Origin of the sequence: Nonomuraea indica, assembly GCF_002850745.1 — a bacterium.
Taxonomy (GTDB): Bacteria; Actinomycetota; Actinomycetes; order Streptosporangiales; family Streptosporangiaceae; genus Nonomuraea; species Nonomuraea indica.
This window is the reverse complement of the sequence record NZ_KZ559469.1, coordinates 480,275-506,456: the sequence shown is the minus strand read 5'-3', so window position 1 is coordinate 506,456 and position 26,182 is coordinate 480,275. Positions and strand designations below refer to the sequence as shown.

The following is a 26,182-nucleotide window of genomic DNA, read 5'->3' as shown; positions in this document are numbered from 1 at the left end:
AATGGGACTTGAAGAGAAACTCCCCAGCGGCTTCATCCTCAGCACGGTCGAGCAGGCCGCCGGATGGGCCCGCAAGAACTCCGTGTGGCCTGCCACGTTCGGGCTCGCCTGTTGCGCCATCGAGCTGATGGCCACCGGTGGCCCCCACTACGACCTGGCGCGCTTCGGCATGGAGCGCGCTTCGGCGTCTCCCCGGCAGGCCGACCTCATGATCGTCGCGGGCCGCGTGTCGCAGAAGATGGCGCCCGTCCTGCGGCAGATCTACGACCAGATGGCCGAGCCGAAGTGGGTCATCGCGATGGGCGTGTGCGCCTCCAGCGGCGGCATGTTCAACAACTACGCCATCGTGCAGGGCGTCGACCACATCGTGCCCGTCGACATCTACCTGCCCGGCTGCCCGCCGCGGCCGGAGATGCTCATCGACGCGATCGTCAAGCTGCACGACAAGATCCAGAACACGAAGTTCGGCGCGCACCGGGCCAAGCAGATCGACGAGCTCGAACGCCAGAAGCTGCGCGCCCTGCCGCTGATCGACCAGGGGGCTGCCAAGTGACCTCCCCAGACAACCTTCCCGAGGTGCCCGGGGTTCCCGAGGTCCCGGAGTCGCCGGTCGCCCGGCGCGGGATGTTCGGGGCGAGCGACTCCGGCGACACCTCCGGCTACGGCGGGCTCGTCGTCCGGCGGGCGCCGCAGCTGTCCACCCCCCGCCCGTACGGGAGCTACTTCGACGAGGTCGTCGACAGTCTCGGCCTCGACGACGCGATCGAGCGCGTCGTCGTGGACCGCGGTGAGCTGACGCTGCACGTCAAGCGCGAACGCCTCGTCGAGGTCTGCGGCAAGCTGCGCGACGACGCGGCCCTGCGCTTCGAGCTGTCGCTCGGCGTGTCCGGCGTCCACTACCCGCACCTGACGGGCGAGGAGCTGCACGCCGTCTACCACCTGTGCTCCATCACGCACAACCGGCGCATCCGGCTCGAGGTGAGCTGCCCCGACGCCGACCCGCACATCCCGTCCACCGTCGGCGTCTACCCGGGCAACGACTGGCACGAGCGCGAGACGTACGACTTCTTCGGCATCGTCTTCGACGGCCACCCCGCGCTGACCCGGATCATGATGCCGGACGACTGGGACGGCCACCCGCAGCGCAAGGACTACCCGCTCGGCGGCATCCCCGTCGAGTACCGCGGCGCCACCATCCCGTCGCCCGACCAGAGGAGGTCCTACCAGTGAGCACCGGCTACGACGAGGCCACCGAGGGCAAGGTCTACTCGGTCACCGGCGCCGACTGGGACGAGGTCGTCACCGGCGTGCGCGACTCCGAGGAGGAGCGCCTGGTCGTCAACATGGGCCCGCAGCACCCGTCGACCCACGGTGTGCTCCGGCTCGTGCTGACCCTCGACGGTGAGACGGTCACCGAGGCGCGCGGCGTCATCGGCTACCTGCACACCGGTATCGAGAAGAACATGGAATACCGGACGTGGACCCAGGGCACCACGTTCGTCACCCGGATGGACTACCTGTCGCCGATCTTCAACGAGACGGCCTACTGCCTGGGCGTCGAGAGGCTGCTCGGCATCGAGGACCGGGTCCCCGACCGGGCCCAGGCCATCCGCGTGATGATGATGGAGCTCAACCGGATCTCCTCGCACCTGGTCGCGATGGGCACGTTCGGCATGGAGCTGGGCGCCACCACGCCGTTCCTGTTCGGCTACCGCGACCGCGAGCTGATCATGGACCTGTTCGAGTACATCACCGGCCTGCGGATGAACCACGCCTACGTCCGGCCGGGCGGCGTGAGCGTCGACCTGCCCGCCGGCGCGGTCGACAAGGTCGGCGAGTTCCTCAAGGAGATGCCCAAGCGGATCAAGGACATCCGCAAGCTCCTCGACGAGAACCCCGTCTACCTGCGCCGCACCCAGGACGTGGCCTACCTCGACCTGACCGGCTGCATGGCGCTGGGCATCACCGGCCCCATCCTGCGCGCCGCCGGGCTGCCGTGGGACCTGCGCAAGTCGCAGCCCTACTGCGGCTACGAGACCTACGAGTTCGACGTGCCGACCGAGCGCAGCTGCGACGTGTTCGGCCGCTACCTCGTGCGCATGAAGGAGATGGAGGAGTCCCTCAAGATCATCGAGCAGGCTCTGGACCGCCTCGCCGGCCCGCTCAAGGGCGACCCGGTGATGATCGAGGACAAGAAGATCGGCTGGCCCGCGCAGCTCGCGCTCGGCCCCGACGGCTTCGGCAACTCCCCCGACCACATCGCGCACATCATGGGCAGCTCCATGGAGGCCCTCATCCACCACTTCAAGCTGGTGACCGAGGGCTTCAGGGTGCCGGCCGGGCAGGCGTACGCCAGCATCGAGTCGCCCAAGGGCGAGCTCGGCGCGCACGTGGTCAGCGACGGCGGCACCCGCCCCTACCGCGTCCACTTCCGCGAGCCCTCCTTCTGCAACCTGCAGGGCTTCCCCGCCATGGCGGAGGGCGGCCAGGTCGCCGACGTGATCGCCGCGGTGGCATCTATCGACCCCGTCATGGGAGGTGTGGACCGGTGAGCTACGCACCAGAGGTCCGCGAGCGTCTCGAACAGGACGCCAAGGAGATCATCGGCCGCTACCCGAAGGCGCGGTCGGCCCTGCTGCCGCTGCTCCACCTCGTGCAGTCCGAGGACGGCTACGTCTCCGACGACGGCCACGAGTTCTGCGCGGAGATGCTCGGCCTCAGCAAGGCCGAGGTCGTCGGCGTCTCGACCTTCTACACCATGTACAAGCGCAGGCCCGCCGGCGACTACCACGTCGGCGTGTGCATCAACGCGCTGTGCGCGGTCATGGGCGGCGACGAGATCTGGGAGGAGCTGTCGGAGCACGTCGGCGTCGGTCACGAGGAGACCACGTCCGACGGCAAGGTCTCGCTGGAGCGCCTGGAGTGCAACGCGGCCTGCGACTTCGCCCCCGTCATGATGGTCAACTGGGAGTTCTTCGACAACCAGACGCCTGAGTCGGCCAAGCAGCTCGTCGACGACCTGCGCGACGGCAAGGACGTGCGGCCGACCCGCGGTCCCAAGAAGCTGTGCACCTTCAAGGAGGCCTCGCGCGTGCTCGCGGGCCTGCCCGACGACCTGGCGGGCGAGGGCCCGTCGGCCGCCGGCCCCTCGCTGGAGGGCCTCAAGGTCGCCAAGGCCAACGGATGGAAGGCCCCCGAGGCATGAGTACCACCTTGACTCCGGTCCTGACCGCCAACTGGGACCGGCCCGACTCCTTCACCCTCGACGGCTACGGCCCGTACGACGCCGCCAAGAAGGCGCTCGGCATGGACCCCGACGCCGTCATCCAGGCCGTGAAGGACTCGGGCCTGCGCGGCCGCGGCGGCGCGGGATTCCCGACCGGCATGAAGTGGGGCTTCATCCCGCAGGGCGACGGCAAGCCGCACTACCTCGTCGTCAACGCCGACGAGTCGGAGCCGGGCACCTGCAAGGACATCCCGCTGATGATGGCCAACCCGCACTCGCTCATCGAGGGCGTCATCATCACCTCCTACGCCATCCGCGCCAACCACGCCTTCATCTACGTGCGCGGCGAGGTGCTGCACGTCATCCGCAGGCTGCACGCGGCCGTGCGCGAGGCGTACGCCAAGGGCTACCTCGGCACCGACATCCTCGGCTCCGGCTACGACCTGGAGCTCGTCGTGCACAGCGGGGCCGGCGCCTACATCTGCGGCGAGGAGACGGCGCTGCTCGACTCGCTGGAGGGCCACAGAGGTCAACCGCGTCTCAAGCCTCCGTTCCCGGCCGTGGCGGGCCTGTACGCCTCGCCGACTGTTGTGAACAACGTGGAGTCCGTGGCCAGTGTTCCCTCGATCATCGCCAACGGGGCCGACTGGTTCGCCGGGATGGGCACCGAGAAGTCGAAGGGCTTCGGCATCTTCTCGCTGAGCGGCCACGTCACCCGGCCCGGCCAGTACGAGGCGCCGCTCGGCATCACGCTGCGCGAGCTCCTCGACATGGCGGGCGGCATCCGCCAGGGCCACCGGATCAAGTTCTGGACCCCGGGCGGCTCCTCGACGCCGATCTTCACCGACGAGCACCTGGACGTTCCGCTCGACTTCGAGGCGGTCGGCGCCAAGGGCTCCATGCTCGGCACCCGCGCCCTGCAGATCTTCGACGAGACCACCTGCGTGGTCCGCACCGTGCTGCGCTGGACCGAGTTCTACGCACACGAGTCGTGCGGCAAGTGCACCCCCTGCCGTGAGGGCACCTACTGGCTCAAGCAGGTGCTCAAGCGGCTGGAGAAGGGGCAGGGCACCGAGGAGGACCTGGCGACCATCACCGACATCGCCGACAACATCCTGGGCCGCTCCTTCTGCGCCCTCGGCGACGGTGCGACCAGCCCGATCCACTCCTCGGTGAAGTACTTCCGCGACGAGTACCTCAAGCACTTCGAGATCGGCGGCTGCCCGTTCGACGCGAAGAAGTCCACTCTCTGGGGTGACCAGTGACAACGACCGCTGTAGAGACGACCCTGGTGACCTGCACGATCGACGGGTTCCAGGTCAGCGTCCCCAAGGGCACCCTGATCATCAGGGCGGCAGAGCTGCTGGGCATCCAGATCCCGCGCTTCTGCGACCACCCGCTGCTCGACCCGGCGGCCAACTGCCGCCAGTGCCTCGTCGACATCCCCGACGCCGGCAACGGCCGCGGCTTCCCCAAGCCGCAGCCGTCCTGCGCGATCGAGGTCGCCGAGGGCATGGTCGTGCAGACCCAGCTCACCTCCCCGGTCGCCGAGAAGGCGCAGCGCGCGGCGATGGAGTTCCTGCTCCTCAACCACCCGCTCGACTGCCCCGTTTGCGACAAGGGCGGCGAGTGCCCTCTGCAGAACCAGGCCATGAGCAACGGCCAGGGCGAGTCGCGCTTCCAGGAGCAGAAGCGGACCTTCCCCAAGCCGCTGCCGCTGTCCACGCAGGTGCTGCTCGACCGGGAGCGCTGCGTGCAGTGCGCCCGCTGCATCCGCTTCTCCGACCAGATCGCCGGCGACCCGTTCATCGAGTTCTTCGAGCGCGGCGCCAAGGAGCAGGTGGGCGTCGCCGACGGCGAGCCGTTCCAGTCCTACTTCTCCGGCAACACCGTGCAGATCTGCCCGGTCGGCGCGCTGACCGGCGCCGCCTACCGGTTCCGGGCGCGGCCGTTCGACCTGGTCTCCACGCCGAGCGCGTGCGAGCACTGCGCGTCGGGCTGCGCGATGCGCACCGACCACCGGCGCGGCCGGGTCACCCGCCGCCTGGCCGGCAACGACCCGCTCGTCAACGAGGAGTGGAACTGCGACAAGGGCCGCTGGGCGTTCACCTACGCCACGCAGCCCGACCGCCTGCAGCAGCCGCTCGTCCGCAACGAGGAGGGCGTACTCGTCCCGGCCTCCTGGCCGGAGGCGCTCAGCGTCGCCGCCGCGGGCCTCGCCGCCGCCCGCGGCAAGGCCGGCGTGCTGGTCGGCGGCCGGGTGACGGTCGAGGAGGCGTACGGCTACGCCAAGTTCGCCCGTGTCGCCCTCGGCACCAACGACGTCGACTTCCGCGCCCGCCCGCACTCCGCGGAGGAGGCGCAGTTCCTCGCGCACGCGGTGGCCGGCAAGGGCATCGAGATCTCCTACGCCGACCTGGAGAGCGCGCCCGCGGTGCTGCTCGTCGGGTTCGAGCCGGAGGAGGAGTCGCCCATCGTCTTCCTGCGCCTGCGCAAGGCGTGGAAGAAGCACGGCCTGAAGATCAGCGCCATCGCGCCGTTCGCCTCCCCGAGCCTGGCCAGGATGGGCGCCACGCTCATCCGCACCGCGCCCGGCGGCGAGGCCGACGCCATCGGCGACCTGGTCGGCTCCCTCGCCGAGGGCACCGTGGTGCTCGCCGGCGAGCGCCTGGCCACCGTCCCCGGCGCCCTGTCGGCCCTGGTGCGGCTCAGCGCCGCCTCCGGCGCCCGGCTGGCCTGGATCCCGCGGCGGGCCGGCGAGCGCGGCGCCCTGGAGGCCGGCGCGCTGCCCAACCTGCTGCCGATCGGCCGCCCGGTCGCCGACGAGAGCGCCCGCGCCGAGGTGGCCAAGGCGTGGAACGTCGCCTCGCTGCCCGCCACGCCGGGCCGCGACACCGGCGGCATCCTCGCCGCCGCGGCCGCAGGGGAGATCGACGCGCTGGTCGTGGCCGGTGTCGACCCCTACGACCTGGCCGACCCGGCCGCCGCGCTCGCGGCGCTGGAGAACACCCCGTTCATCGTCAGCCTGGAGATCCGCGCCAGCGCCGTCACCGACCGGGCCGACGTGGTCCTGCCGGTCGCCGCGGTGCAGGAGAAGAGCGGCACGTTCGTCAACTGGGAGGGCCGCGGCCGCTCGTTCGAGGCGCCGCTGAAGAAGCCCGGCCTGCAGAGCGAGCTGGCCGTGCTCGGCAGCCTGGCCGACCGGATGGACATCCACCTGGGCCTGCCCGACGCCAAGGCCGCCCGCCGCGAGCTGAGCGCCATCGGCGCCTGGCGCGGCAGCCGCGTCGCCGCTCCCAACGCCGCCACCCGGCCGGAGCCCGCCCCCGCGGCGGGCGAGGCGCTGCTCGCCACCTGGCACCGGCTCCTCGACGACGGCCGGCTGCAGGACGGCGAGCCCTACCTCGCGGGCACCGCCCGCCCCGCCGAGGCCCTGCTCTCGCCGGACACGGCCGCGGAGATCGGCGTCACCGACGGCGACAAGCTCGTCATCGGCGGCCCCGGGCCCAACCCGGTCACGCTGCCGGTCCGGGTCGCGGACCTGCCCGACAGGGTGGTCTGGGTCCCGGCGAACTCCGGCGGCTGCTCGGTCACCCGTGACCTGAGCGTGGTGGCCGGCGACATCGTCACCATCGGGAGCGCCTCATGACCCACGTTCTCGCGGCCGATCCGACCCTCGCCGACTTCGGCAAGGACCCGCTCTGGATCACCATCATCAAGGCCGTGATGCTCTTCGCCTTCCTGATGCTGGGCATCCTGTTCGGCGTCTGGTACGAGCGCAAGCTGATCTCGCGGATGCAGAACCGCTTCGGCCCCAACCGGGCCGGCAAGTTCGGCCTCCTGCAGTCGGTGGCCGACGGGATCAAGATGGGCCTGAAGGAGGACATCTTCCCGCGGACCGTGGACAAGGTGCTCTACCTGCTGGCCCCGGTCATCATGGTCATCCCGGCCTTCCTGGCCTTCTCGATCGTGCCGTTCGGGCCGATGGTCAACCTGTTCGGCGTGCAGACGCCGCTGCAGCTCGTCGACCTGCCGGTGGCGGTGCTCTTCATGCTGGCCATGGGCGCCATCTCGGTCTACGGGGTGGTGCTCGCCGGATGGTCGTCGCGCTCGCCGTACGCGCTGCTGGGCGGACTGCGGTCGGCGGCCCAGGTGGTCTCGTACGAGATCGCGATGGGGCTGTCGTTCGTGGGCGTCTTCCTCTTCGCGGGGACGCTGTCCACGTCCGAGATCGTCAAGGCGCAGGCGGGCGGAGGCGAGTTCCTCGGCGTCTCGATGCCGTCGTGGTTCGCCATCCTGCTGCTGCCGTCGTTCCTCATCTACGTGGTCTGCATGTTCGGCGAGGCGGCCCGCATCCCGTTCGACCTGCCCGAGGGCGAGGGCGAGCTGGTCGGCGGCTTCCAGACCGAGTACTCCTCGTCGCTGAAGTTCGCTCTGATCATGATGGGCGAGTACCTGCACACCTTCACCGCCTCCGGCATCGCCGTGACGCTGTTCCTCGGCGGCTGGCGGGCCCCGTGGCCGATCTCGCTGTGGGACGGCGCCAACCAGGGCTGGTGGCCGGTGCTGTGGTTCTTCATCAAGTTCGCGCTGACCTTCAGCTTCATCATCTGGGTGCGGGCCTCGCTGCCGCGCGTCCGCTACGACCAGCTCATGTCGCTCGGCTGGAAGGTCCTCATCCCGCTCAACCTGGCGTGGATCATGCTGGTCGCCTCCGTCCGGGCCGTCATGTACGTCCGCGACGGCACGTTCACCGACGCCAGCCTGGTTCCGGTGCTGGTGCTCGCGGCGATCGTGGTCATCGGCGCGCTGGCCATCTGGGCCCGCTTCGACACGGTCAACCAGCGCCGCAAGGAGGCCAGGAAGGCCGAGGTCGAGGCGGAGTTCGAGGAGCTGTCCAACGAGCCGGCGGCAGGTGGCTTCCCGGTGCCGCCGCTTGATCTGCCGCACTACCACGGGGTGCAGCACAAGGAGATTCCCAGTGGGACTAACTGATTGGCTGAACCCCGTCAAGGGCTTCGGGGTCACCTTCCACACGATGTTCAAGAAGCCCGTCACGACCAACTACCCGGAGGTCAAGCGCCCGACGGCGCCGCGCTTCCACGGTCGCCACCAGCTCAACCGCTGGCCCGACGGGCTGGAGAAGTGCGTCGGCTGCGAGCTGTGCGCCTGGGCGTGTCCCGCCGACGCGATCTACGTGGAGGGCGCGGACAACACCGAGGAGGAGCGCTTCTCGCCCGGTGAGCGCTACGGCCGCACCTACCAGATCAACTATCTGCGGTGCATCCTGTGCGGCCTGTGCATCGAGGCCTGTCCCACGCGGGCGCTCACCATGACCAACGAGTACGAGTTGGCCGACGGCGACCGCGAGGCGCTCATCTACACCAAGGAGATGCTCCTCGCGCCGCTGACGCAGGGCATGGAGCAGCCTCCGCACCCGATGCGCCTCGGCGACACCGAAGAGGACTACTACCGGCTGGGACGGACCAATGGGTGAGACCATCACGTTCTGGGTGCTCGCCGTGGTGTCCGTCGGTGCGGCGCTCGGCATGGTCTTCAACCGGAAGGCCGTCTACTCCGCCCTGATGCTCGGCTCCGTGATGCTCTGCCTGGCCGTCCTGTACGCCGTGCAGGACGCGCCGTTCCTGGCCGCGGTGCAGATCATCGTCTACACCGGCGCCGTCATGATGCTCTTCCTGTTCACGCTCATGCTGGTCGGCGTCGACTCGTCCGACTCGCTGGTGGAGACGCTGAGAGGCCAGCGCTTCTGGGCCGCGATCGCCGGCATCGGCTTCGCCACCCTCATCGTGCTGGCCATCGGCAACGCCGTCTTCGCCGGGCAGACCGGGCTGGCCGCCGCCACGGCGCAGGGCGGCAACGTCCGTTCGGTGGCGCTGCTGCTGTTCACCAAGTACGTGTTCGCGTTCGAGGTCACCTCGGCGCTGCTCATCACGGCGGCGCTCGCCGCGATGGTGCTGGCGCACCGCGAGCGGCTCACCGAGAAGGCCACGCAGAAGGACCTGTCGCGGGCCCGCTTCCGCGGCGACCGGCCCTCCCCGCTGCCGGGCCCCGGCACGTACGCCCGCAACAACGCCATCGACATGCCGGCACTGCTGCCCGACGGCTCCGTCGCGGAGGACTCGGTCAACCGCTACATCGCGCGCTACGACGTGGAGCACGACCACCTGCCCGAGGACCCCAAGCTGGCCGAGGCCATCCAGCACAAGGCCGAGGAGGAGTCCAAGTGACCGCGCACTACCTGGTCCTGTCGGGCCTGCTGTTCGCCATCGGCGCCCTGGGGGTGCTGATCCGGCGCAACGCGATCGTGGTGTTCATGTGCGTCGAGCTCATGCTCAACGCCTGCAACCTCGCGTTCGTCACCTTCGCCCGGCAGCACGGCAACCTCGAAGGCCAGATCATCGCGTTCTTCGTGATGGTGGTGGCCGCGGCCGAGGTCGTGGTCGGCCTGGCCATCATCGTGACGATCTTCCGAACCCGCAGGTCCGCGTCGGTCGACGACGCCAACCTGCTGAAGTACTAAGAGGTGACTGGTGGAATCTCCTGTTGAGATCGTCCAGCACACCGCCGGCGGAGTGATCGGCGTCTCGTGGCTCATGATCGCTCTCCCGTTGCTGGGGGCGGCGATCCTGCTGATCCTCGGGCGGGTCACCAACCGGTGGGGGCACCTGCTGGGCGTGGCCATGTCCCTCGCCTCGTTCGTCGTGGCGGTGCTGGCTTTCTTCGAGCTGATCGGCCTGCCCGAGGCGCAGCGCCGTCAGGCCGTGCACCTGTGGGAGTTCATTCCCGGCATGGTGGACATGGGGCTGCTGATCGACCCGTTGTCGATCAGCTTCGCCCTGCTGATCACCGGTGTCGGGTCGCTGATCCACATCTACTCGATCGGCTACATGGCGCACGACTCCGACCGGCGCCGCTTCTTCGCCTACCTCAACCTGTTCGTCGCCGCGATGCTCCTGCTGGTGCTGGCCGACAACTACGTCGGGCTGTTCATCGGCTGGGAGGGCGTCGGCCTGGCCTCCTACCTGCTCATCGGGTTCTGGCAGTTCAAGCCGTCGGCCGCGGTCGCCGCGAAGAAGGCGTTCGTCGTCAACCGCGTCGGTGACTTCGGGCTGCTGGTCGGCATGTTCATCATCTGGACGTCGTTCGGCACGTTCGCCTTCGCCGACCTCGGCGCCCAGGTGGGCACCGCCTCCCAGGGCACCGTCACCGCGATCGGCCTGCTGCTGCTCCTCGGCGCGTGCGGCAAGTCGGCCCAGCTCCCGCTGCAGTCCTGGCTGCTCGACGCGATGGAGGGCCCGACCCCGGTCTCGGCCCTCATCCACGCGGCGACCATGGTCACCGCCGGCGTCTACCTGGTGGTCCGTTCCGGCGCGTTCTTCTTCGAGCCGGGCTCGCCGCAGGCGCTGGCCGTCGCGATCGTCGGCGCGGCCACGCTGCTCGCCGGTGCGATCATCGGTTGCGCGAAGGACGACATCAAGAAGGGCCTGGCCGGCTCGACGATGTCGCAGATCGGCTACATGATGCTGGGCGCGGGCCTCGGCCCGGCCGGCTACGCCTTCGCGATCGGTCACCTGATCACGCACGGCTTCTTCAAGGCCGACATGTTCCTCGGCGCCGGCTCGGTCATGCACGGCATGAACGACGAGGTGGACATGCGCAAGTACGGCGGCCTGCGCAAGTACATGCCGCTGACCTTCGCCACGTTCATGGTCGGCTACCTGGCGATCATCGGCTTCCCGCTGCTGTCCGGTTACTTCACCAAGGACGGCATCATCGAGACCGCGGTCCACGAGCAGCCCGTGCTGGGCTGGCTGGCCGTGCTGGGCGCGGGCATCACCGGCTTCTACATGTCGCGGATGGTCTTCATGACCTTCTTCGGCGAGAAGCGGTGGGCGGAGGACGCGCACCCGCACGAGTCGCCGAAGGTCATGACGATCCCGCTGATCGTGCTGTCGATCGGCTCGGTCTTCCTGGGCGGCTACCTCATCCTGAGCAACCGGCTGATGGTGTTCCTCGGCCCGGCGACCGGTCGTCCCTCGGACGCGAACCTGCCGGAGTTCCACTTCGCGAGCACGCCCGGCCTCACCACGCTGGCGCTGGTCGCGGTCGGCGCGGGGTTCGCCTGGATGAGGTACGGCAAGGCCACGGTGCCCGTCGTGGCGCCGCGCGGCTCGTTCCTCACCACGTTCGCCCGGCGTGACCTGTACGGCGACGCGCTCAACGAGTCGCTGTTCATGCGCCCCGGCCAGTGGCTGACCCGCATCGCGGTGTTCTTCGACAACCGCGGCATCGACGGGGTGGTCAACGGCCTGGCCGCGGGCATCGGCGGGACCTCCGGCCGCCTGCGGCGGATCCAGACGGGCTTCGCCAGAACGTACGCGCTGTCCATCCTGATCGGTGCCGCCCTGCTGACCGGCGCCCTGCTCCTCGTTGGGAACATCTGATGTCGTCACTCTGGCTCCCAATACTCATGGCGGTGCCCGTGCTGGGCGCCATCGTGGTGGCGCTGCTGCCCAAGGGCAGCGACAAGGCGGCCAAGCAGCTCACGCTGGCGGTCTCGCTGGTCGTGCTGGTGCTGACGCTGGTCATGGCGTTCCAGTTCCCGTCGGCGAGCGGCGAGCGGTTCAAGTTCGAGGCCGTCTACGACTGGATCCCGAGCTTCGGCGTGCACTTCGGCGTCGGCGTCGACGGCATCGCGCTGGTGCTCATCGCCCTGTCCGCGGTGCTGGTGCCGATCGTGGTGCTGGCCTCGTGGCACGACGCCGACGGCGTCCGCACCGCCGACGGCACGCTCATCACGCCGAAGCGGTCGGTCAAGACGTACTTCTCGCTGCTGCTCGTGCTGGAAGCGATGATGATCGGCGTCTTCGCGGCGACCGACATCTTCCTGTTCTACGTGTTCTTCGAAGCCATGCTGATCCCGATGTACTTCATGATCGGGTCGTACGGCGGCGCGCAGCGGTCCTACGCGGCCGTCAAGTTCCTGCTGTACTCCCTGTTCGGCGGCCTGCTCATGCTGGTCGCGGTCATCGGGCTGTACGTGGTCGCGGGCAAGGGCACGTTCATGTTCCCCGAGCTCGTCGGGGTCATCCAGGACCCGGCCACGCAGAAGTGGCTGTTCGCCGGCTTCTTCATCGCGTTCGCCATCAAGGCGCCGCTGTGGCCGGTGCACACCTGGCTGCCCGACGCCGCCGCGCAGGCCCCGGCAGGCGCCGCGGTGCTGCTCGTCGGCGTGCTCGACAAGGTGGGCACGTTCGGGATGCTGCGCTTCTGCCTGGAGCTGTTCCCGGAGGCCGCCAAGGCGTTCACGATGCCGATCGTGGTGCTCGCGGTCATCAGCATCATCTACGGCGCGATCGTGGCCATCGGCCAGACCGACATGAAGCGCCTGATCGCCTACACGTCGATCTCGCACTTCGGGTTCATCGTGATGGGCGTGTTCGCCATGTCGCAGGTCTCCCAGGCCGGCGCGACGCTGTACATGGTCAACCACGGCTTCGCGACCGGCGCGCTGTTCCTGGCCGCCGGGTTCCTCATCGCCCGGCGCGGCTCGCCGCACATCGCCGACTACGGCGGCGTGCAGAAGGTCGCCCCGCTGCTGGCGGGCTACTTCCTGATCGCCGGTCTCGCCGGCCTGTCGCTGCCGGGGCTGTCGTCGTTCGTCAGCGAGTTCATGGTCATGGTCGGGACGTACTCCAGCCCGGCGTTCGGCTCCGGCGCGCTGACCGTCGCCGCGATCGTGTCGGCGGTGGCCGTGATCCTGGCCGCCGTCTACATCCTGTGGATGGTGCAGCGGGCGCTGAACGGGCCGACGGCCGAGCCGGTCAAGGCCTTCAAGGACCTGAACGTGCGCGAGGTGGCCGTGCTCGCGCCGCTGGTCGCCCTGATCATCGGCTTCGGGTTCTTCCCCAAGCCGCTGCTCGACGTGATCAACCCCGCGGTGACCCAGACGCTGGTCAACGTGAAAGTGGACAACCCGGCTATCGCTGAGAAGGGGGCCGGCCAGTGAACGGTGTCATAGAGGCGCCGACGATCGAGTACGGTGCGCTGGCGCCGCTGCTGCTGGTGTTCGGCGCGGCCGTGCTCGGCGTGCTGGTGGAGGCGTTCGCCCCGCGCTACCTGCGCAGGGCGATCCACATGCCGCTCACGCTGCTGTCGCTGCTGGGCGCGTTCGCGCTGGTGATCGTCACGGTGGTCAAGGGCGACCTGGCCGAGACGGCCGCGGCCATGGGCGCGGTCGCGATCGACGGGCCCGCCCTGTTCATCTGGGGCGTCGTGCTCATCCTGTCGGCCGTGTGCGTGCTGATGATCAATGACGAGGGCCACTTCGTCGCCTCGGCCGCCGCCGTCCCCGGCAGCTCCGAGGAGGAGGAGGCCGAGGCGGCGGGCAGCGAGCACACCGAGATCTACCCGCTGGTCCTGTTCGCGGTGGGCGGCATGATGCTGTTCCCCGCCTCCAACGACCTGCTGACGATGTTCGTCGCGCTCGAGGTCATGTCGCTGCCGCTGTACCTGCTGTGCGGCCTGGCCCGGCGTCGCCGCCTGCTGTCGCAGGAGGCGTCGATGAAGTACTTCCTGCTCGGCGCGTTCTCCTCGGCGTTCTTCCTGTACGGCGCGGCGATGATCTACGGCTTCGCCGGCACCGTCTCCCTGACGGGCATCAGCAAGGCGCTGGGGACCAGCGGCCTGCTGGACCCGCTGCTGATGATCGGTCTGGCGCTGCTCGGCGTCGGCCTGCTGTTCAAGATCGGCGCGGCGCCGTTCCAGGCGTGGAAGCCGGACGTCTACCAGGGCGCTCCGACGCCCATCACCGCGCTCATGGCCTCCGGCACGCTGGTCGCGGCCGTGGGCGCCGTGCTGCGGGTGTTCTGGGTGGGCCTCGGGAACCTCGACTGGAACTGGCGTCCGGTCATGTGGGCCGTCGCGGCCCTCACCATGATCATCGGCTCGGTGCTGGCCATCACGCAGACCGACATCAAGCGGATGCTCGCCTACTCGTCCATCGCGCACGCGGGCTTCCTGCTCATCGGCGTCATGGCCACGTACGACAAGGCCGGGCAGAACTCCGGCTCGCTGTCGGCCATCCTGTTCTACCTGCTGGTCTACAGCCTGACGACCGTGGGCGCGTTCGCGGTGGTGACGCTGGTGCGCGACCCCGGAGGCGAGGCCTGGCACCTGTCCCGCTGGGCCGGGCTGGGCAAGCGGTCGCCGGTTCTGGCCGGGGTCTTCGCGTTCTTCCTGCTCGCCTTCGCCGGCATCCCGCTGACGAGCGGCTTCTTCGGCAAGTACGCCGTCTTCACGGCGGCGCTGGGCAGCGGCATGGAGTCCGGCGACTCGCTGGGCGGCTGGATGACCGGGCTGGTCGTGCTGGGCGTCGTCGCCTCGGCCGTCGCCGCGTTCTTCTACGTCCGCGTCATCGTGCTGATGTTCTTCAGCGAGCCCGCTGCCGACGGGCCGACGATCGCCGTGCCGAGTATGGGCACCGTGGCCGTCATCACCGTCGCCCTGCTGGTTACGGTAGGGGTGGGGTTGTTCCCGCAGCCCGTACTCGACCTGGCCAACCAGGCCGCCTCCGGCCTGTTCATCCGATAGGGGACCCGAATGTCTGCGCCTCCCGTTGTTGACCTTCCGATCGAGGACGAGCGGTTGGCGCAGGACGTGTCCACCGGGCTGGCCGCGGTCGAGAAGCTGCTGCGCTCGTCGGTGGAGAGCGAGGACGCCTTCGTCACGGAGGCGTCCAAGCACCTCATCGAGGCGGGCGGCAAGCGGTTCCGCACGCTGATGGTGCTGCTGGCCGCCCAGTTCGGCGACCCGTCGGCGCCGGGCGTCGTGCCCGGCGCGGTGGTCATCGAGCTGACCCACCTCGGGTCGCTCTACCACGACGACGTCATGGACGAGGCCCGCGTGCGCCGCGGGTCGCCGTCCGCCAACGCGCGGTGGGACAACACCGTGGCCATCCTCACCGGCGACTACCTGTTCGCCCAGGCCTCCGACATCCTGGCCGACCTCGGGCCGGAGCTGATCCGCATCCAGGCGCAGACGTTCTCGCGGCTGGTGCAGGGGCAGATCCGCGAGACGGTGGGGCCGAAGGGCGACGACGACCCGGTCGCCCACTACATCAGCGTGCTGGCCGACAAGACCGGCTCCCTGATCGCCGCCTCCGGGCGGTTCGGCGCGCTGCTCTCGGGCGCTCCGGCGGACGTCGAGGAGCGGCTCAGCAGGGCGTGCGAGGCCATCGGCGTGGCGTGGCAGCTCGGTGACGACCTGCTCGACGTGGCGTCCGACTCCACCGAGTCGGGCAAGACGCCCGGCACCGACCTGCGTGAGGGCATCCGCACGCTGCCCGTGCTGTACGCGCTGGCCGCAGACGGTTCCTCCCGGCTCGTGGAGCTGCTGTCGGGCCCGGTGCCCGACGAGGACGTCGAGGAGGCTCTGCGGCTGCTCAGGGCGCATCCGGCGATGGACCAGGCGCGGGCCGAGCTCACCGCCTGGGTCGACCGGGCCCGGGCCGACCTCGCCGGCCTGCCCGACATCCCGGCCAAGGACGCCTTCCTGGCGCTGTGCGACTACGTGGTCGAGCGCTCCGGCTGAGCCCGCACCGCCGCCAGGGCCTCCCTGCGGCCCCGGGCGGTCGCCCGCGCCGCGCGGATGCTGTCGTAGGTGAAGATCGCCAGGGCCAGCCACACGATCGAGAAGCCGATCCACCGGCTGGTCGGCATGGTCTCCTTCGCGACGAGCACCCCGCACATGAACTGCAGGACCGGCGCGATGTACTGCAGCAGCCCGATCGTGCTCAGCGGCACCCTGATGGCGGCCGCGGTGAAGCACAGCAGCGGCACCGCTGTGATCACTCCCGCGCCGACCAGGAGCAGCGCGTGCCCCGTCGTCGTGTGCCCGAAGGTCGCCTCGCCCGCCGCCTCCAGGTAGACGAGGTAGGCGGCGGCCGGGGCCATCAGCACCAGCGTCTCCACGGTGAGGCTCTCGGCCGCGCCCACGTTCGCCTGCTTCTTCACGAGCCCGTACACGCCGAACGAGACCGCGAGCGTCAGCGCGATCCACGGCAGCCTGCCGTAGTCGAGGGTGAGCACCAGCACCGCCAGGGTGCCGAACCCGACCGCCGTCCACTGCAGCGGCCGCAGCCGCTCCCGTAGCAGCACCACCCCGAACAGCACGCTCACGAGCGGGTTGATGAAGTAGCCCAGGGCGCTCTCGACGACGTGGTTGCTGTTGACGGCGTAGATGTAGACGCCCCAGTTGACCGTGATGATCGCCGCGGCCAGTGCCAGGAGTCCCAGCTTCCGCGGCTGCCGGAGCAGGTCCTTGATCCACGACCAGTGCCTGCGCACGGCGAGCACGACGACGACGGCCAGGAGCGACCACACGATCCGGTGGGCGAGGATCTCGACGGCTCCGGACGGCTTGAGCAGCGGCCAGTAGAGGGGGAACAGTCCCCACATCGTGTAGGCGGCCACGCCGAACAGCACACCGCGGCGAAGGTCAGGCATACCCTCCATCTAAGGCGATCCACACCTTTAAATACAAATGCGGACCACTATATGGAAATATGAAGGACTTCTAAACGGTTGAGCGTTTTGTACAGTGGACGCAGACTGTGGAGGTGGCACCATGAGCTGGCTGTTCGGCAGCGGTTTCGGCGACAGGGCGACGATGGTCCGGCCCGAGGAGGCCCTTCCCGGCCGCGACGAGACCATGCCCGTGCCCGCCCGGCACGCCGTCCTCGACGCCCCCCTCGCCCCGCCGTACCCCGCCGGCACCGAGATCGCCGACTTCGGCCTGGGCTGTTTCTGGGGCGCCGAGCGCACGTTCTGGCAGACCCCCGGAGTCGTCAGCACCGCGGTCGGCTACCAGGGCGGCTACACGCCCAACCCCACGTACGAGGAGGTCTGCAGCGGCCGCACCGGCCACACCGAGGCCGTCAGGGTCGTCTACGACCCGGCCAGGATCTCCTACGAGGAGCTCCTGAAGGTCTTCTGGGAGGCCCACGACCCCACCCAGGGCATGCGCCAGGGCAACGACGTCGGCACCCAGTACCGCTCGGCCGTCTACTACCACTCCCCGGAGCAGCAGAAGGCGGCAGAGGCGTCCCGCGACGCCTACCAGCGGGTCCTCACGGCGGCCGGCCACGGCGCCATCACCACCGAACTCGCCCCGGCGGGCCCCTTCCACTACGCGGAGGAGTACCACCAGCAGTACCTGTTCAAGAACCCGAACGGCTACTGCGGCATCGGCGGCACCGGGGTCGCCTGCCCGGTGGGCCTGACGCCCGGGGAGGCGTAGGCGTAGACCTTGGGGAGGCCGTAGCTGGGCAGCCTAGAGTCGGCTAGCCGCCGCCATATTCATTGACGCGGGTTGCAGCTAAACATGTGGCATCTGACCGAGCATGCGAAGCTACAGTTGCGCTGGCCTCGTCTCAGGCTCAGGGTGAAGCGTTCTCAGCTGGTGAACCCGAGTAGCTGAAGGCCGTCCTCAGGATGGCTGCGTAGTGGTCGGTGGCGGCGCCGATGTTGGTCCAGCCGATCAGGCGGGCCAGGCCGATGGCGAGGTTGCGGAGGCCGGCAATGATGCGGGGTGCGGTGCCGGTGCGAATGTGTGAGGTGTCCTCGCGGTAGGTGACGTCGCGGATGTGGTGCAGGGCTTCGATGCTCCGGTGGCCGCGTATCAGTGCGGCGAGCTGGGCGTGGGTGATCCGGCCTGGTGGGAGGCTGGTGATGGCGTAGATCGTGATGATGGTGGTCTTGCCGGTGCGGTAGTCGGTGCGGCGGCGTTTGCCTGGATCGCCTGGGTGGCATGCGGGAAGGGCAGGTGCGACGGACGGTGCAGATCTTCATGCGGCGGATCTCGCGTCGGCCGTGCCGTTGCTCGTCGGTACGGTCGTTGAGGATCGCTTCTCGCCAAGGGCAGGGCCTTGAGACGGCGCAGGAGCGTGGGCTGGTTGCCTTTGACGATGAACAGGTAGTGGCCATCGGCGGCGGCGATCTGGTGGGCGTGGGCATGCTGAGTGCGCAGGGCGTCAGCCGTGATCACCAGGTCCGACAGGTCCAGACCGCGTCCAGGGCCCTGGCCAGGGGTCGGCAGGTCGAGCAGGTCGGCGGGCAGGCTGACAGCGGTGACGTGCTCCGGGTGGCGGGCGAGCACGTCGATCGGGGATGATGGCACGCGAATGCGGCCCTGCTCTTGATCGACTGGCGTAGACATCGGGGGTCGCGATTGTCATTCGCATCCCGGGGTGCCCTCAATCACGCAGCCGCGTCATGCCCGCAGGCGCTCACCAGTCGAGAACGCTTCGGCCCTGGTCTCAGGCTATAGGGCATGAGGGCAGTTTAGCTTCATGCTTCGCTTTTTTCGGGAAGCCCGCTAGTCTGATGACATGCTGACACGGTTGGAAGTGCAGGGCTTCAAGAACTTGCTAGACGTCCAAGTAGACTTTGGCCCTTTCACGTGTATAGCAGGCGCCAATGGTATTGGTAAGTCGAACGTCTTTGATGTCATCGAGTTTCTTTCAGCGCTGGCGAGCGAGCCGTTGATGGAGTCCGCCCAGCGAGTTAGGGGAGCGTCCGGCCTTCGTGGCGGTGACCCGCGTGATCTGTTCTGGGATGGCTACCGAGAGCACCCTCGCGAGATGCATCTTGCAGCAGAAATGATTGTCCCTCCAGTTGTGGAAGACGATCTAGGGGCAGTTGCAGATGCGACGACGACGTTCCTCCGGTACGAAATAAGTATTCGCTACGCACCTCCTAGCGGTGAAAGTAGTATCGGTCGTCTGGTACTAACGCGCGAGGAGTTGCGCCATATTACACGGGGCGATGCACCGAAACATCTGAAGTTTCCTCTCAGTGCTAAGCGCTTTCGTAGTGCAGTTATAACCGGCCAGAGACGTGGTGGTGCCTTCCTTTCTACAGAGGAACGTGAAAGTGGGACGGTCATAAATGTGCATGGAGATGGCGGTAGTTTCGGCAAGCCGCAACCGCGCGCGGCGGCAAGGGCTGGGCGAACAGTGCTCAGTACGGTCACCACGAATGACTATCCAACAATTCTCGCAGCGCGCCGCGAAATGCAAAGTTGGAGACGTCTGGCTCTTGAGCCATCATCCCTGAGAGCACCAGATGACTTCTCGGCTCCCCGAGTAATGTCTGCGAATGGCCGGCATCTGGCAGCCACGCTCTTTCGCATAGCGAGTGAAAGTGTTAGCGAAGAGCTCGCCGCCGACCCGGCCGCGGTATATGCGCGAGTTTCGAGTCGGTTGGCGGACCTTGCCGGGCTGGGCGTGGAAAGTGTAACTGTAGAACCTGACCCTGTTCGGGAGGTCTTCACGCTGTTTCTGCAGGAAAAGGGCGGCCTGCGGTTGCCTGCACGGGCTCTGTCGGAAGGAACTTTGCGGTTTCTAGCGCTATGCGTTTTGCTGGAGGACCCTACGGTTTCGGGCGTGATATGCATGGAGGAGCCGGAGAATGGAATCCACCCGGCGAATCTTCCTGCAATAGTTGAACTAGTGCGAGATCTCGCTGTCGACCCTCAAGAGAGCCCGGGAGTGGAAAATCCGTTCCGGCAAGTTATAGTGAACACGCACTCTCCTGGTGTCGTCCAACTGTGCGATCCTGACGATCTCCTGCTAGCTGCGGTAGTGCCGCAAAAGACGGCAGATGGAACTGTCGCCTCGTCTCTATCCCTCTTGCCGTTCAGGGGGTCATGGCGTGCTATGGCTGATCAGCCTGTCTTCTCGGAGGCCGATCTTATAGAGTTTTTGACGCCACCGCCAGGACGACACATTCAGCTACCTCTAGATTTGGCGATTTAGCGTGGGTGTATTTTCGGGAGTCTTTATTGCCGAGGGCAGCTCGGATGCGCCCTTGGCCGGGATTGTTGAGTCCCTCTTTGCGGCTCGAGGAATCGCCCTGAGGCTGAGTGCTCCGGATTTTGATCGCCTGGGAAAAGTGAGTAAGGATGTCAATTCTCGCGTCGAGGCAGCGATTAAACTCATGGGCGGTGCGGAGCCAGACGTTTTTGTAGTGCATAGAGATGCAGACAATGCCGGCATGGGTGCGCGCCGTGCTGAGATAGACGATGCTATTCGACGGTCTGGCTTCTCTAGTACATGCGTTCCGATTATTCCTATACGAATGACCGAGGCTTGGCTTCTCCTTGACGAGCAGGCGATTAGACATGTCGCAGGGAATCCTCGTGGGCGTGTGAAGCTTGGGCTCCCGAAAACGCATGAAGTTGAGACGCTAGCTGACCCTAAGTCATGCCTACGCGAGTGCATTCTGAGAGCGGCTGACGTGAACGGTCGTCGTCGTGAGAGTGTTGCGAAAAGATTCCCGCAGCACAGAAGGCAGTTGCTTGACCGCTTGGATTGCAATGGGGACGTAACCAAGCTGAACGGATGGATTGCCCTGTTAGCGAGCGTAGACGAAGCGGCTGCCCAGCTTGGTGGCTGAATCCGAGCTTCATGGACCGTGCGTGGGCTATCACCGCCGGGCTCGACATGATTGTGTAGGTCTGTTGCGGTGTCCGCTTGCCAGCATGAAGGTGAAGGAGTGGTTGGCATGTGGGCTGTCAACCTTCAGTTGATGCTTGACGGTTTGGCATCGGCTGATGCTTTACACCGTGCCTAGACCTCGTAGTCGATATGGCCGCTGGCTCGACAGCCGGTTGACCTCCTTGACGAAGGCGCGCGGGTGCACCGACAACAGCTCGCCCTTGAACAGCACCCGCAGCTGGGTCTCTTCCACCCTATGGATCAACGCAGGTGGGTCCCGCACCACCGGCGTCGGGAGGCGGCCAAGCTGCGCTGACGAGACGTACCTGTGGCCTGACTGCTGAAAAGCAGCCAGGCGCGCCGAGGGAGGCGGACCAGTAGGAGCTGGTGGAGGTCTTCCCTGACCGCGCCAGCGTGCCCCGCGAGCTGTGGCTGCGGCTTCTCAGTGACCCTCAGGACAACTTGGACGTGCTGGTCTTCTCAGACACGTTCTTCGCCCGCATGCAGTACAAGATCGTGCGCTTGCCGATGGAGACGCGCAACGCGGTGGGGCGATCAGGCTGTGTTCGGTGATTCCAACGCCTCAGTCCGTCGAGACCCGCGACCGTGAAGAAGGGCCGGCGGATCGCTGGCCGAGAAGATCCGCTGTTCCCTCGCCTGCCACCGGATGCTGTCCAAGCTGGACGGCTGTGAGATGAACCCGAACGGCTACTGCGGCATCCGCGGCACCGGCCTGGCCCGTCTCGTGGGCACCGCTGTCACCGGGTGACGGGCTTCGCAGTGATCTGCCTGCTGGCAAGGACGGGCCGGATACGCGGTATGTCTCAGAATGATTGCTCGAGTGGCATCGTGGCCGGCCCCCTGAACGCCTTGATGATCGGTTGCCGGAAGCCGCGGCGGTCGCGGTCGCGGGCCATGGGTCACCGGCGGAGGCTCGGGCCGCTGTGCAGGAGGGCCTGGCCAAGGGGGGTCAGGGTGTGGCGGACGGCGCCGCCGATCCGGGTGGTCGCGACAAGTCCGGCGTTGCGCAGGACCGTGGTGTGCTGGCTGGCGGAGCCGAGGGAGATGCCGACCCGTTCGGCCACGGCCGTGGTGGTGGCCGGGTCGCGCAACGTGGACAGCACGGCCGCGCGGGTACGGCCGAGCAGGGGTCCGAGTACGTTGCCCGGTTCGGTGGACCGGTCCGTGGCGACGATCGGATGGACCAGCACGGTGGCCGCGTCGGGCCGGTACATCACCATCGGGCGGGGCGCGAAGTAGGACGGGATCAGCAGCAGCCCGTGTCCGCGCAGGGGGATGTCGTGGTCGCCGTCGACGGGGATGCGCAGGGTCGGCGGCTGCCAGCGGCAGTCGGGATGGAGGGTGGCCAGCAGGGCGTCGATCCCGCCGCGCAGCAGGGTCTCGGTGCGCAGGCTGCGGTCGGCGGCGGCCTCGGCCTGGATCCGCGGCCACAGCGGCTCCACGGACGAGGTGAAGTAGCGGTGCAGGTCACCGGCAAGGGTCCGGCGCGCCCCGGGGGCGCCTTCGGCCAGCTCCCGCGCCCACCGTCCGGCCCGCTGGCCGGGCGACAACAGGCTCAGATCGGCGGCCAGATACGAGCTGGGCGTCTGACTGGCCAGCTCGACACCGGCGGCGAAGTCGCCGGCATCCGGCTGGACCAGGAACGCGGGCACGAAGCTCTTCGGGGCGACCAGGGGTGCGAGCACCCCGGCCCGCTGGGCCAGGCTTCCCCTCATCTGCCGGTGCAGCCGGCGGACTCCCGGCCGCGACCAGACCCCACCGGTCGGCGCGCCATGCAGCAGGCGCACGCTCAGCACCGTCTCCAACAGGGCGTTCGGAGCCGGGGCGAACGTGATCTGGCGAAGGTCGGCGTCGGAGAAGTGCATGCTGATCATGCGGATGATTCTCACTCCGCCGGTCCCGCTCAGCCAGGGCCGGCTCCACCCTTTCAGGCAGAACCGAAAGGCATTGTGGCCGCTGTTCGGCTGGGGCAGCCTCATCGTTACGAGCTCGCGTCACCGCCCTCCGCCGGCTGACCGCACGGTGCGATCAGCCGGAGAACCAGACGGGAGAGATCAGCGTGATCAGAAAACTCGGTACGATGCGTGGCCGGCGGGGGAACACCCCCGTTCGCAGGCGCCTCAACGCATTCGGCGCTGTCCTCGTCGCGCTCTCCGCGAGCATGGTCGGGGTGGCCCAGCCCGCCTCGGCCGACGTCGCCTGCCTGAAGATGTACATCGTCAACGGCTACACCGGGCACGTGGTGTCGGCCGAGCTGGGGGACACCCGATTTCCCGGCATGCTCCGGGCCCGCGCCGGCAGCGTAGGCCCGTGGGAGAAGTTCGAGAGGTGCATCGACCAGAACACCGACACGTTCACCCTCAGGTCTCTGGCCAACAACCGCTATGTCAGCGTCGAGATGAACTACACCGGCAGCTACAAGTACATGCTGAGGGCCCGGGCGACGACGGTGGGGCCATGGGAGAGATTCAAGCTGTATCCCACCACCTCGTACTATATGGACGCGTTCAAGGGTTCCTCGAACTTGTTCGTCTCGACCGAGATGAGTTACAGCGGAAGCGACAAGTACATGCTGCGGGCCCGAGCCGCGAGCATGGGGGAATGGGAGATCTACCGTTTCGGCGTCCTGTGACATCTGCCGTCCCGGTCGCCGGCGGCACCTTGTTGCACAATCGGCAGGCGGAGCGCGGGCATGACCGGCGCGCTGCCGCGGCGCCTCTCCGGTGCGGTGGGACCAGGGTCCCGCGACGGCTGAGCGGGGGCCCTCACGGACGCCCCGGGAGCACCTGGAGGGCATCAGGCGGCGCCCCGGGGCGTACGGCCTGGACGGCTCGTACCGGTTGTTCACGACGTACATCGCCGGGTTTCACGCGGGCAGCGGTCACACCGTCGTGGAAGGCTTCCGGGAGTGGCTGATCGTCCGGGTGCGGGGCGGCGACAACCTCGTCTGGGAGGCGCTGGTGCTCATGCCGGCGTTTCCGGCCGGTCTCGGCTCCCTCCGGTGCCGTCACGCCGGTGTCGGCCGGAGCTCCTCGATCTCGCCGGTGCTGCCGGCTCGGGCGGGGAGCAGCAGGGCGGTGACGATCACGACCACGGACAGCACCGCGCCGATGATGAAGGCGAGCCGCATGCCGTCGAGAACGGCGACCGCCTCCGTGGCGCCCGCGGATCGCAGGGCGTCGGCTCGCGCGCTCATCACGGTGATCACGAGCGCGGTGCCGATGGCCGCGGAGACCTGCTGCAGCGTGCTCAGGATCGAGCTGGCGTGGGAGTAGAGCGGCGCCGGAACAGCTCCGAGGCCGAGGGTGAAGACCGGGGTGAAGGTCGCCGCCAGGCTCACCATCAGCAGCGCGTGCAGGCCGAGGAGCAGCCAGAACGGCATGGTCATCGTCACCTGGGTGAAGCCGGTGAGCGCGACCGCGATCCCGATCGCGCCGGGGATGACCAGAACCCGGCCGCCGTACGAGTCGAACAGCCGGCCGACCGTCGGACCGAGCAGCCCCATCGCGAGGCCGCCCGGCATCACGAGAAGACCGGTCTGCAGGGCGCTCAGCTCGCGGACGTTCTGCAGGTACAGCGGAAGCAGGATCATCGAGCCGAGCATCGCCATGAAGGCCACCGACATCATGATCAGCGCCACCGTGTAGGTGCGGTGGCGCAGGGTGCGCAGGTCGAGCAGCGGCACGCCGCGCTTCTGCAGCGACAGCTGGCGGACGACGAAGACGGCGATGGCGACCAGGCCCGCGGCCACGATCGCGGCGGCGACGCGGACGTCACCGCCCTCGAACCGGCTCAGCCCGTAGACCAGACCGCCGAAGCCGAGGGCCGCGGTCACCACGCTCAACCAGTCGATGGTGCTGAACTGCGGCTCCCCGACGTTCTTGAGCTGCTTCAGGCCGCCCCAGGTGATCAGGGCGGCGATGGGCAGCACCACGGCAAACAGCAGCCGCCAGGACCCGAACTGCAGGATCACTCCCGAGACCGCCGGGCCCATGGCGGGCGCGACCGAGATGGCCAGGGTGACGTTGCCCATCACCCTGCCCCGGTCGGACTCCGGCACCACCTGCATCAACGTGGTCATCAGCAGCGGCATCATCACGGCCGTCCCGGACGCCTGAATGATGCGGGCGCCCAGCAGCACCTCGAACGACGGCGCGACAGCGGCCAGCGCCGTGCCGAGCAGGAACAGGCCCATCGCGGTGGTGTAGGCGGCGCGGGTGGACACCCGCTGCAGGAACCACCCGGTGATCGGGATGACGGCCGCCATGGTCAGCATGAAGGCGGTCGAGAGCCACTGGGCGGTCTGCTCGGTGATGCTCAGCGCGCCCATCAACCGTGGGATCGCGTTGATCATGATCGTCTCGTTGAGGATGACCACGAATGTGGCGAGCACCAGCAGCCGGATCACGGCCGGGGTGCGACCTGGGGCGCCGGTCGCGGACTTGGCGGGTGAGTCGAGCTGTGGGCTGGGCACGGTACCTCGATCGGGGTTGTCGGACATGACGGGGGCACGGCTCACGTCGCCGGCCTGGATCCCACACGATGTTGGGGTCATGCACAGCATGACCGGCACGACCGACAAAACTCATCGCCGCACCCAGCATTCCGGCACGGGTCTGGAATGTCACCCCGTTTTTCGCCCGCGGACGGTACGGAGCCGACGGATACGTCGGTGCGTCCCCCGGCCCCCTCTGAGCGGCGGTCACGCGCCGCTCGAAGACATGTGGCGATCGTGAACGGCGCTCCGCGGACCTCTTCCTCGCCCTGCGGCCGAGCTAGCAGACGCCGGGCAGCGCGCACACCTTGGCGGCCAGCTTCCTGGCGTTCTTGGTCAGCCGGCCGGGGTCGTAGGCTCCCTCGTCGGTCGTGTAGATCATCAGTGCGCTGCCCCTGCGCGCGACGATGCCGGTGACCAGCTGGTTGACGCTGCCGTCCTGCCGGGCCTGGTAACCCATGCCGATGGCCTCGTCTCCCGCCTTGGCCGGGCTCGTCCGCCACCGGATCTCCAGTTCGGGCGCCGACGGGTCGCTCTTGCGCGCGCACCGCTTGACCTCGACCCGGAGGCGGCTGAGCGCCGCACGGGCGGCCCGGGGGCTCTTGTAGATGACGAGCTGCTCGGAGGAGCCGCTGGGCGCGCTGGTCCAGCGCGTGATCGTGCGTGCCGCCGTCCGGCCGCGGTCGACGGCGCGCTGGTGCAGGCACGGGTTCAGTTGCAACGGCCTGGTGAGCTTGTCGCTGATCTCGTAGCCCTGCTCGTCCGCCTCGTGCTGGCTCAGGTGCCTGCGCGCGTCGCGTTCGGTGAGCAGGAAGTTCTTCGGAATGTCCGTCACGGTGGCCGGCGACAGGGCCAGCACCAAGGAGAGTGTCACGCTGATCATGAGGAGTTGGACGCCGGCGGGGACGACTTGGTTCTCGGC

The 26,182-nt window shown here is 68.2% G+C and carries 24 protein-coding genes; 18 read left to right on the top strand and 6 right to left on the bottom strand.

Features of this window, described 5'->3' with window-relative positions; translation table 11 throughout:
- The first annotated feature begins 1 nt into the window (after position 1).
- From CXR44_RS13980 to CXR44_RS13915, 14 genes are all read left to right on the top strand, one after another.
- On the top strand, positions 2 to 553 hold the full coding sequence (locus tag CXR44_RS13980) for a NuoB/complex I 20 kDa subunit family protein (protein WP_101786360.1): 552 nt from the start codon (positions 2 to 4) through the stop codon (positions 551 to 553).
- Positions 550 to 1,230, top strand: a complete 681-nt coding sequence (locus tag CXR44_RS13975; protein WP_101786358.1) for an NADH-quinone oxidoreductase subunit C — start codon at positions 550 to 552, stop codon at positions 1,228 to 1,230. Before CXR44_RS13980 ends, CXR44_RS13975 begins: the two co-directional genes overlap by 4 nt.
- Positions 1,227 to 2,552 (top strand): NADH-quinone oxidoreductase subunit D, encoded by a 1,326-nt coding sequence (locus tag CXR44_RS13970; RefSeq protein ID WP_101786356.1) that lies wholly within the window; start codon positions 1,227 to 1,229, stop codon positions 2,550 to 2,552. Before CXR44_RS13975 ends, CXR44_RS13970 begins: the two co-directional genes overlap by 4 nt.
- Positions 2,549 to 3,205 (top strand): NADH-quinone oxidoreductase subunit NuoE, encoded by a 657-nt coding sequence (gene nuoE / locus CXR44_RS13965; protein ID WP_101786354.1) that lies wholly within the window; start codon positions 2,549 to 2,551, stop codon positions 3,203 to 3,205. The genes CXR44_RS13970 and nuoE overlap by 4 nt, the downstream gene beginning before the upstream one ends.
- Entirely contained in the window at positions 3,202 to 4,491 is a 1,290-nt protein-coding gene (gene nuoF / locus CXR44_RS13960; protein WP_101786352.1) for an NADH-quinone oxidoreductase subunit NuoF, read from the top strand. Before nuoE ends, nuoF begins: the two co-directional genes overlap by 4 nt.
- Positions 4,488 to 6,875 carry an NADH-quinone oxidoreductase subunit G gene (locus CXR44_RS13955; RefSeq protein ID WP_101786350.1) on the top strand — a complete coding sequence of 796 codons (2,388 nt, stop codon included), beginning with the start codon at positions 4,488 to 4,490 and terminating at the stop codon, positions 6,873 to 6,875. The genes nuoF and CXR44_RS13955 overlap by 4 nt, the downstream gene beginning before the upstream one ends.
- Positions 6,872 to 8,221: an NADH-quinone oxidoreductase subunit NuoH gene (gene nuoH, locus CXR44_RS13950; protein ID WP_101786348.1), complete on the top strand. Its 1,350-nt coding sequence runs from the start codon at positions 6,872 to 6,874 to the stop codon at positions 8,219 to 8,221. The genes CXR44_RS13955 and nuoH overlap by 4 nt, the downstream gene beginning before the upstream one ends.
- Complete coding sequence (nuoI, locus tag CXR44_RS13945) at positions 8,208 to 8,723, top strand: NADH-quinone oxidoreductase subunit NuoI (RefSeq protein WP_101786346.1); 516 nt, start codon at positions 8,208 to 8,210, stop codon at positions 8,721 to 8,723. Before nuoH ends, nuoI begins: the two co-directional genes overlap by 14 nt.
- Positions 8,716 to 9,474 carry an NADH-quinone oxidoreductase subunit J gene (locus CXR44_RS13940; protein ID WP_101786344.1) on the top strand — a complete coding sequence of 253 codons (759 nt, stop codon included), beginning with the start codon at positions 8,716 to 8,718 and terminating at the stop codon, positions 9,472 to 9,474. Before nuoI ends, CXR44_RS13940 begins: the two co-directional genes overlap by 8 nt.
- On the top strand, positions 9,471 to 9,767 hold the full coding sequence (nuoK, locus tag CXR44_RS13935; protein WP_101786342.1) for an NADH-quinone oxidoreductase subunit NuoK: 297 nt from the start codon (positions 9,471 to 9,473) through the stop codon (positions 9,765 to 9,767). Before CXR44_RS13940 ends, nuoK begins: the two co-directional genes overlap by 4 nt.
- Positions 9,768 to 9,840: 73 nt before the next feature.
- Positions 9,841 to 11,691, top strand: coding sequence for an NADH-quinone oxidoreductase subunit L (gene nuoL, locus CXR44_RS13930; protein ID WP_180903413.1), 1,851 nt, complete (start codon positions 9,841 to 9,843; stop codon positions 11,689 to 11,691).
- Complete coding sequence (locus tag CXR44_RS13925) at positions 11,691 to 13,256, top strand: NADH-quinone oxidoreductase subunit M (RefSeq protein WP_101786335.1); 1,566 nt, start codon at positions 11,691 to 11,693, stop codon at positions 13,254 to 13,256. The genes nuoL and CXR44_RS13925 overlap by 1 nt, the downstream gene beginning before the upstream one ends.
- The gene (gene nuoN, locus CXR44_RS13920; RefSeq protein WP_101786334.1) at positions 13,253 to 14,839 is read left to right on the top strand and encodes an NADH-quinone oxidoreductase subunit NuoN; all 1,587 of its coding nucleotides are present in this window, start codon (positions 13,253 to 13,255) and stop codon (positions 14,837 to 14,839) included. The genes CXR44_RS13925 and nuoN overlap by 4 nt, the downstream gene beginning before the upstream one ends.
- A gap of 9 nt (positions 14,840 to 14,848) precedes the next feature.
- Positions 14,849 to 15,838, top strand: coding sequence for a polyprenyl synthetase family protein (locus CXR44_RS13915; protein WP_101786332.1), 990 nt, complete (start codon positions 14,849 to 14,851; stop codon positions 15,836 to 15,838).
- Here CXR44_RS13915 and rarD read toward each other — a convergent pair.
- Positions 15,814 to 16,752 (bottom strand): EamA family transporter RarD, encoded by a 939-nt coding sequence (rarD, locus tag CXR44_RS13910; RefSeq protein WP_101786330.1) that lies wholly within the window; start codon positions 16,750 to 16,752, stop codon positions 15,814 to 15,816. The genes CXR44_RS13915 and rarD overlap by 25 nt on opposite strands.
- Before the next feature lie 121 nt (positions 16,753 to 16,873).
- Between rarD and msrA the strand changes: the two genes are divergently transcribed.
- The gene (gene msrA, locus CXR44_RS13905; RefSeq protein WP_101786328.1) at positions 16,874 to 17,545 is read left to right on the top strand and encodes a peptide-methionine (S)-S-oxide reductase MsrA; all 672 of its coding nucleotides are present in this window, start codon (positions 16,874 to 16,876) and stop codon (positions 17,543 to 17,545) included.
- A 381-nt stretch (positions 17,546 to 17,926) separates the two neighbouring features.
- Here the strand turns inward: msrA and CXR44_RS38890 are convergent, their stop codons facing one another.
- Positions 17,927 to 18,463, bottom strand: a complete 537-nt coding sequence (locus CXR44_RS38890; protein WP_144069959.1) for a hypothetical protein — start codon at positions 18,461 to 18,463, stop codon at positions 17,927 to 17,929.
- A gap of 172 nt (positions 18,464 to 18,635) precedes the next feature.
- On the opposite strand from CXR44_RS38890, the gene CXR44_RS13895 reads away from it, so the two are divergent.
- The gene (locus tag CXR44_RS13895) at positions 18,636 to 20,063 is read left to right on the top strand and encodes an AAA family ATPase (protein ID WP_101786324.1); all 1,428 of its coding nucleotides are present in this window, start codon (positions 18,636 to 18,638) and stop codon (positions 20,061 to 20,063) included.
- Positions 20,064 to 20,865: 802 nt separating this feature from the next.
- On the opposite strand, the gene CXR44_RS41680 is transcribed toward CXR44_RS13895, so the two are convergent.
- On the bottom strand, positions 20,866 to 20,997 hold the full coding sequence (locus CXR44_RS41680; protein WP_281260272.1) for a hypothetical protein: 132 nt from the start codon (positions 20,995 to 20,997) through the stop codon (positions 20,866 to 20,868).
- 134 nt (positions 20,998 to 21,131) lie between these two features.
- On the opposite strand from CXR44_RS41680, the gene CXR44_RS13885 reads away from it, so the two are divergent.
- On the top strand, positions 21,132 to 21,317 hold the full coding sequence (locus CXR44_RS13885; RefSeq protein ID WP_101786320.1) for a hypothetical protein: 186 nt from the start codon (positions 21,132 to 21,134) through the stop codon (positions 21,315 to 21,317).
- Between the two features lie 347 nt (positions 21,318 to 21,664).
- Here the strand turns inward: CXR44_RS13885 and CXR44_RS13880 are convergent, their stop codons facing one another.
- The gene (locus CXR44_RS13880) at positions 21,665 to 22,639 is read right to left on the bottom strand and encodes an ArsR/SmtB family transcription factor (protein WP_101786318.1); all 975 of its coding nucleotides are present in this window, start codon (positions 22,637 to 22,639) and stop codon (positions 21,665 to 21,667) included.
- 185 nt (positions 22,640 to 22,824) lie between these two features.
- Here CXR44_RS13880 and CXR44_RS13875 point away from each other — a divergent pair, with 185 nt between their 5' ends.
- Entirely contained in the window at positions 22,825 to 23,397 is a 573-nt protein-coding gene (locus CXR44_RS13875) for a fascin domain-containing protein (RefSeq protein WP_144069958.1), read from the top strand.
- A gap of 375 nt (positions 23,398 to 23,772) precedes the next feature.
- Here CXR44_RS13875 and CXR44_RS13870 read toward each other — a convergent pair whose 3' ends face one another.
- On the bottom strand, positions 23,773 to 25,239 hold the full coding sequence (locus CXR44_RS13870) for an MDR family MFS transporter (protein ID WP_245899130.1): 1,467 nt from the start codon (positions 25,237 to 25,239) through the stop codon (positions 23,773 to 23,775).
- A gap of 301 nt (positions 25,240 to 25,540) precedes the next feature.
- Positions 25,541 to 26,134 carry a hypothetical protein gene (locus CXR44_RS13865; protein ID WP_144069957.1) on the bottom strand — a complete coding sequence of 198 codons (594 nt, stop codon included), beginning with the start codon at positions 26,132 to 26,134 and terminating at the stop codon, positions 25,541 to 25,543.
- Positions 26,135 to 26,182 lie beyond the last annotated feature (48 nt).

What these genes read in the sequence shown, in the direction of transcription:
- CXR44_RS38890 (WP_144069959.1), bottom strand. Translation starts at nt 18,463, where the DNA reads ATGTCTACGCCAGTCGATCAAGAGCAGGGCCGCATTCGCGTGCCATCA.
- nuoL (WP_180903413.1), top strand. Translation starts at nt 9,841, where the DNA reads ATGATCGCTCTCCCGTTGCTGGGGGCGGCGATCCTGCTGATCCTCGGG.
- CXR44_RS13980 (WP_101786360.1), top strand. Translation starts at nt 2, where the DNA reads ATGGGACTTGAAGAGAAACTCCCCAGCGGCTTCATCCTCAGCACGGTC.
- CXR44_RS13915 (WP_101786332.1), top strand. Translation starts at nt 14,849, where the DNA reads ATGTCTGCGCCTCCCGTTGTTGACCTTCCGATCGAGGACGAGCGGTTG.
- rarD (WP_101786330.1), bottom strand. Translation starts at nt 16,752, where the DNA reads ATGCCTGACCTTCGCCGCGGTGTGCTGTTCGGCGTGGCCGCCTACACG.
- CXR44_RS13940 (WP_101786344.1), top strand. Translation starts at nt 8,716, where the DNA reads ATGGGTGAGACCATCACGTTCTGGGTGCTCGCCGTGGTGTCCGTCGGT.
- msrA (WP_101786328.1), top strand. Translation starts at nt 16,874, where the DNA reads ATGAGCTGGCTGTTCGGCAGCGGTTTCGGCGACAGGGCGACGATGGTC.
- CXR44_RS13880 (WP_101786318.1), bottom strand. Translation starts at nt 22,639, where the DNA reads ATGATCAGCATGCACTTCTCCGACGCCGACCTTCGCCAGATCACGTTC.
- nuoH (WP_101786348.1), top strand. Translation starts at nt 6,872, where the DNA reads ATGACCCACGTTCTCGCGGCCGATCCGACCCTCGCCGACTTCGGCAAG.
- nuoF (WP_101786352.1), top strand. Translation starts at nt 3,202, where the DNA reads ATGAGTACCACCTTGACTCCGGTCCTGACCGCCAACTGGGACCGGCCC.
- CXR44_RS13895 (WP_101786324.1), top strand. Translation starts at nt 18,636, where the DNA reads ATGCTGACACGGTTGGAAGTGCAGGGCTTCAAGAACTTGCTAGACGTC.
- CXR44_RS13925 (WP_101786335.1), top strand. Translation starts at nt 11,691, where the DNA reads ATGTCGTCACTCTGGCTCCCAATACTCATGGCGGTGCCCGTGCTGGGC.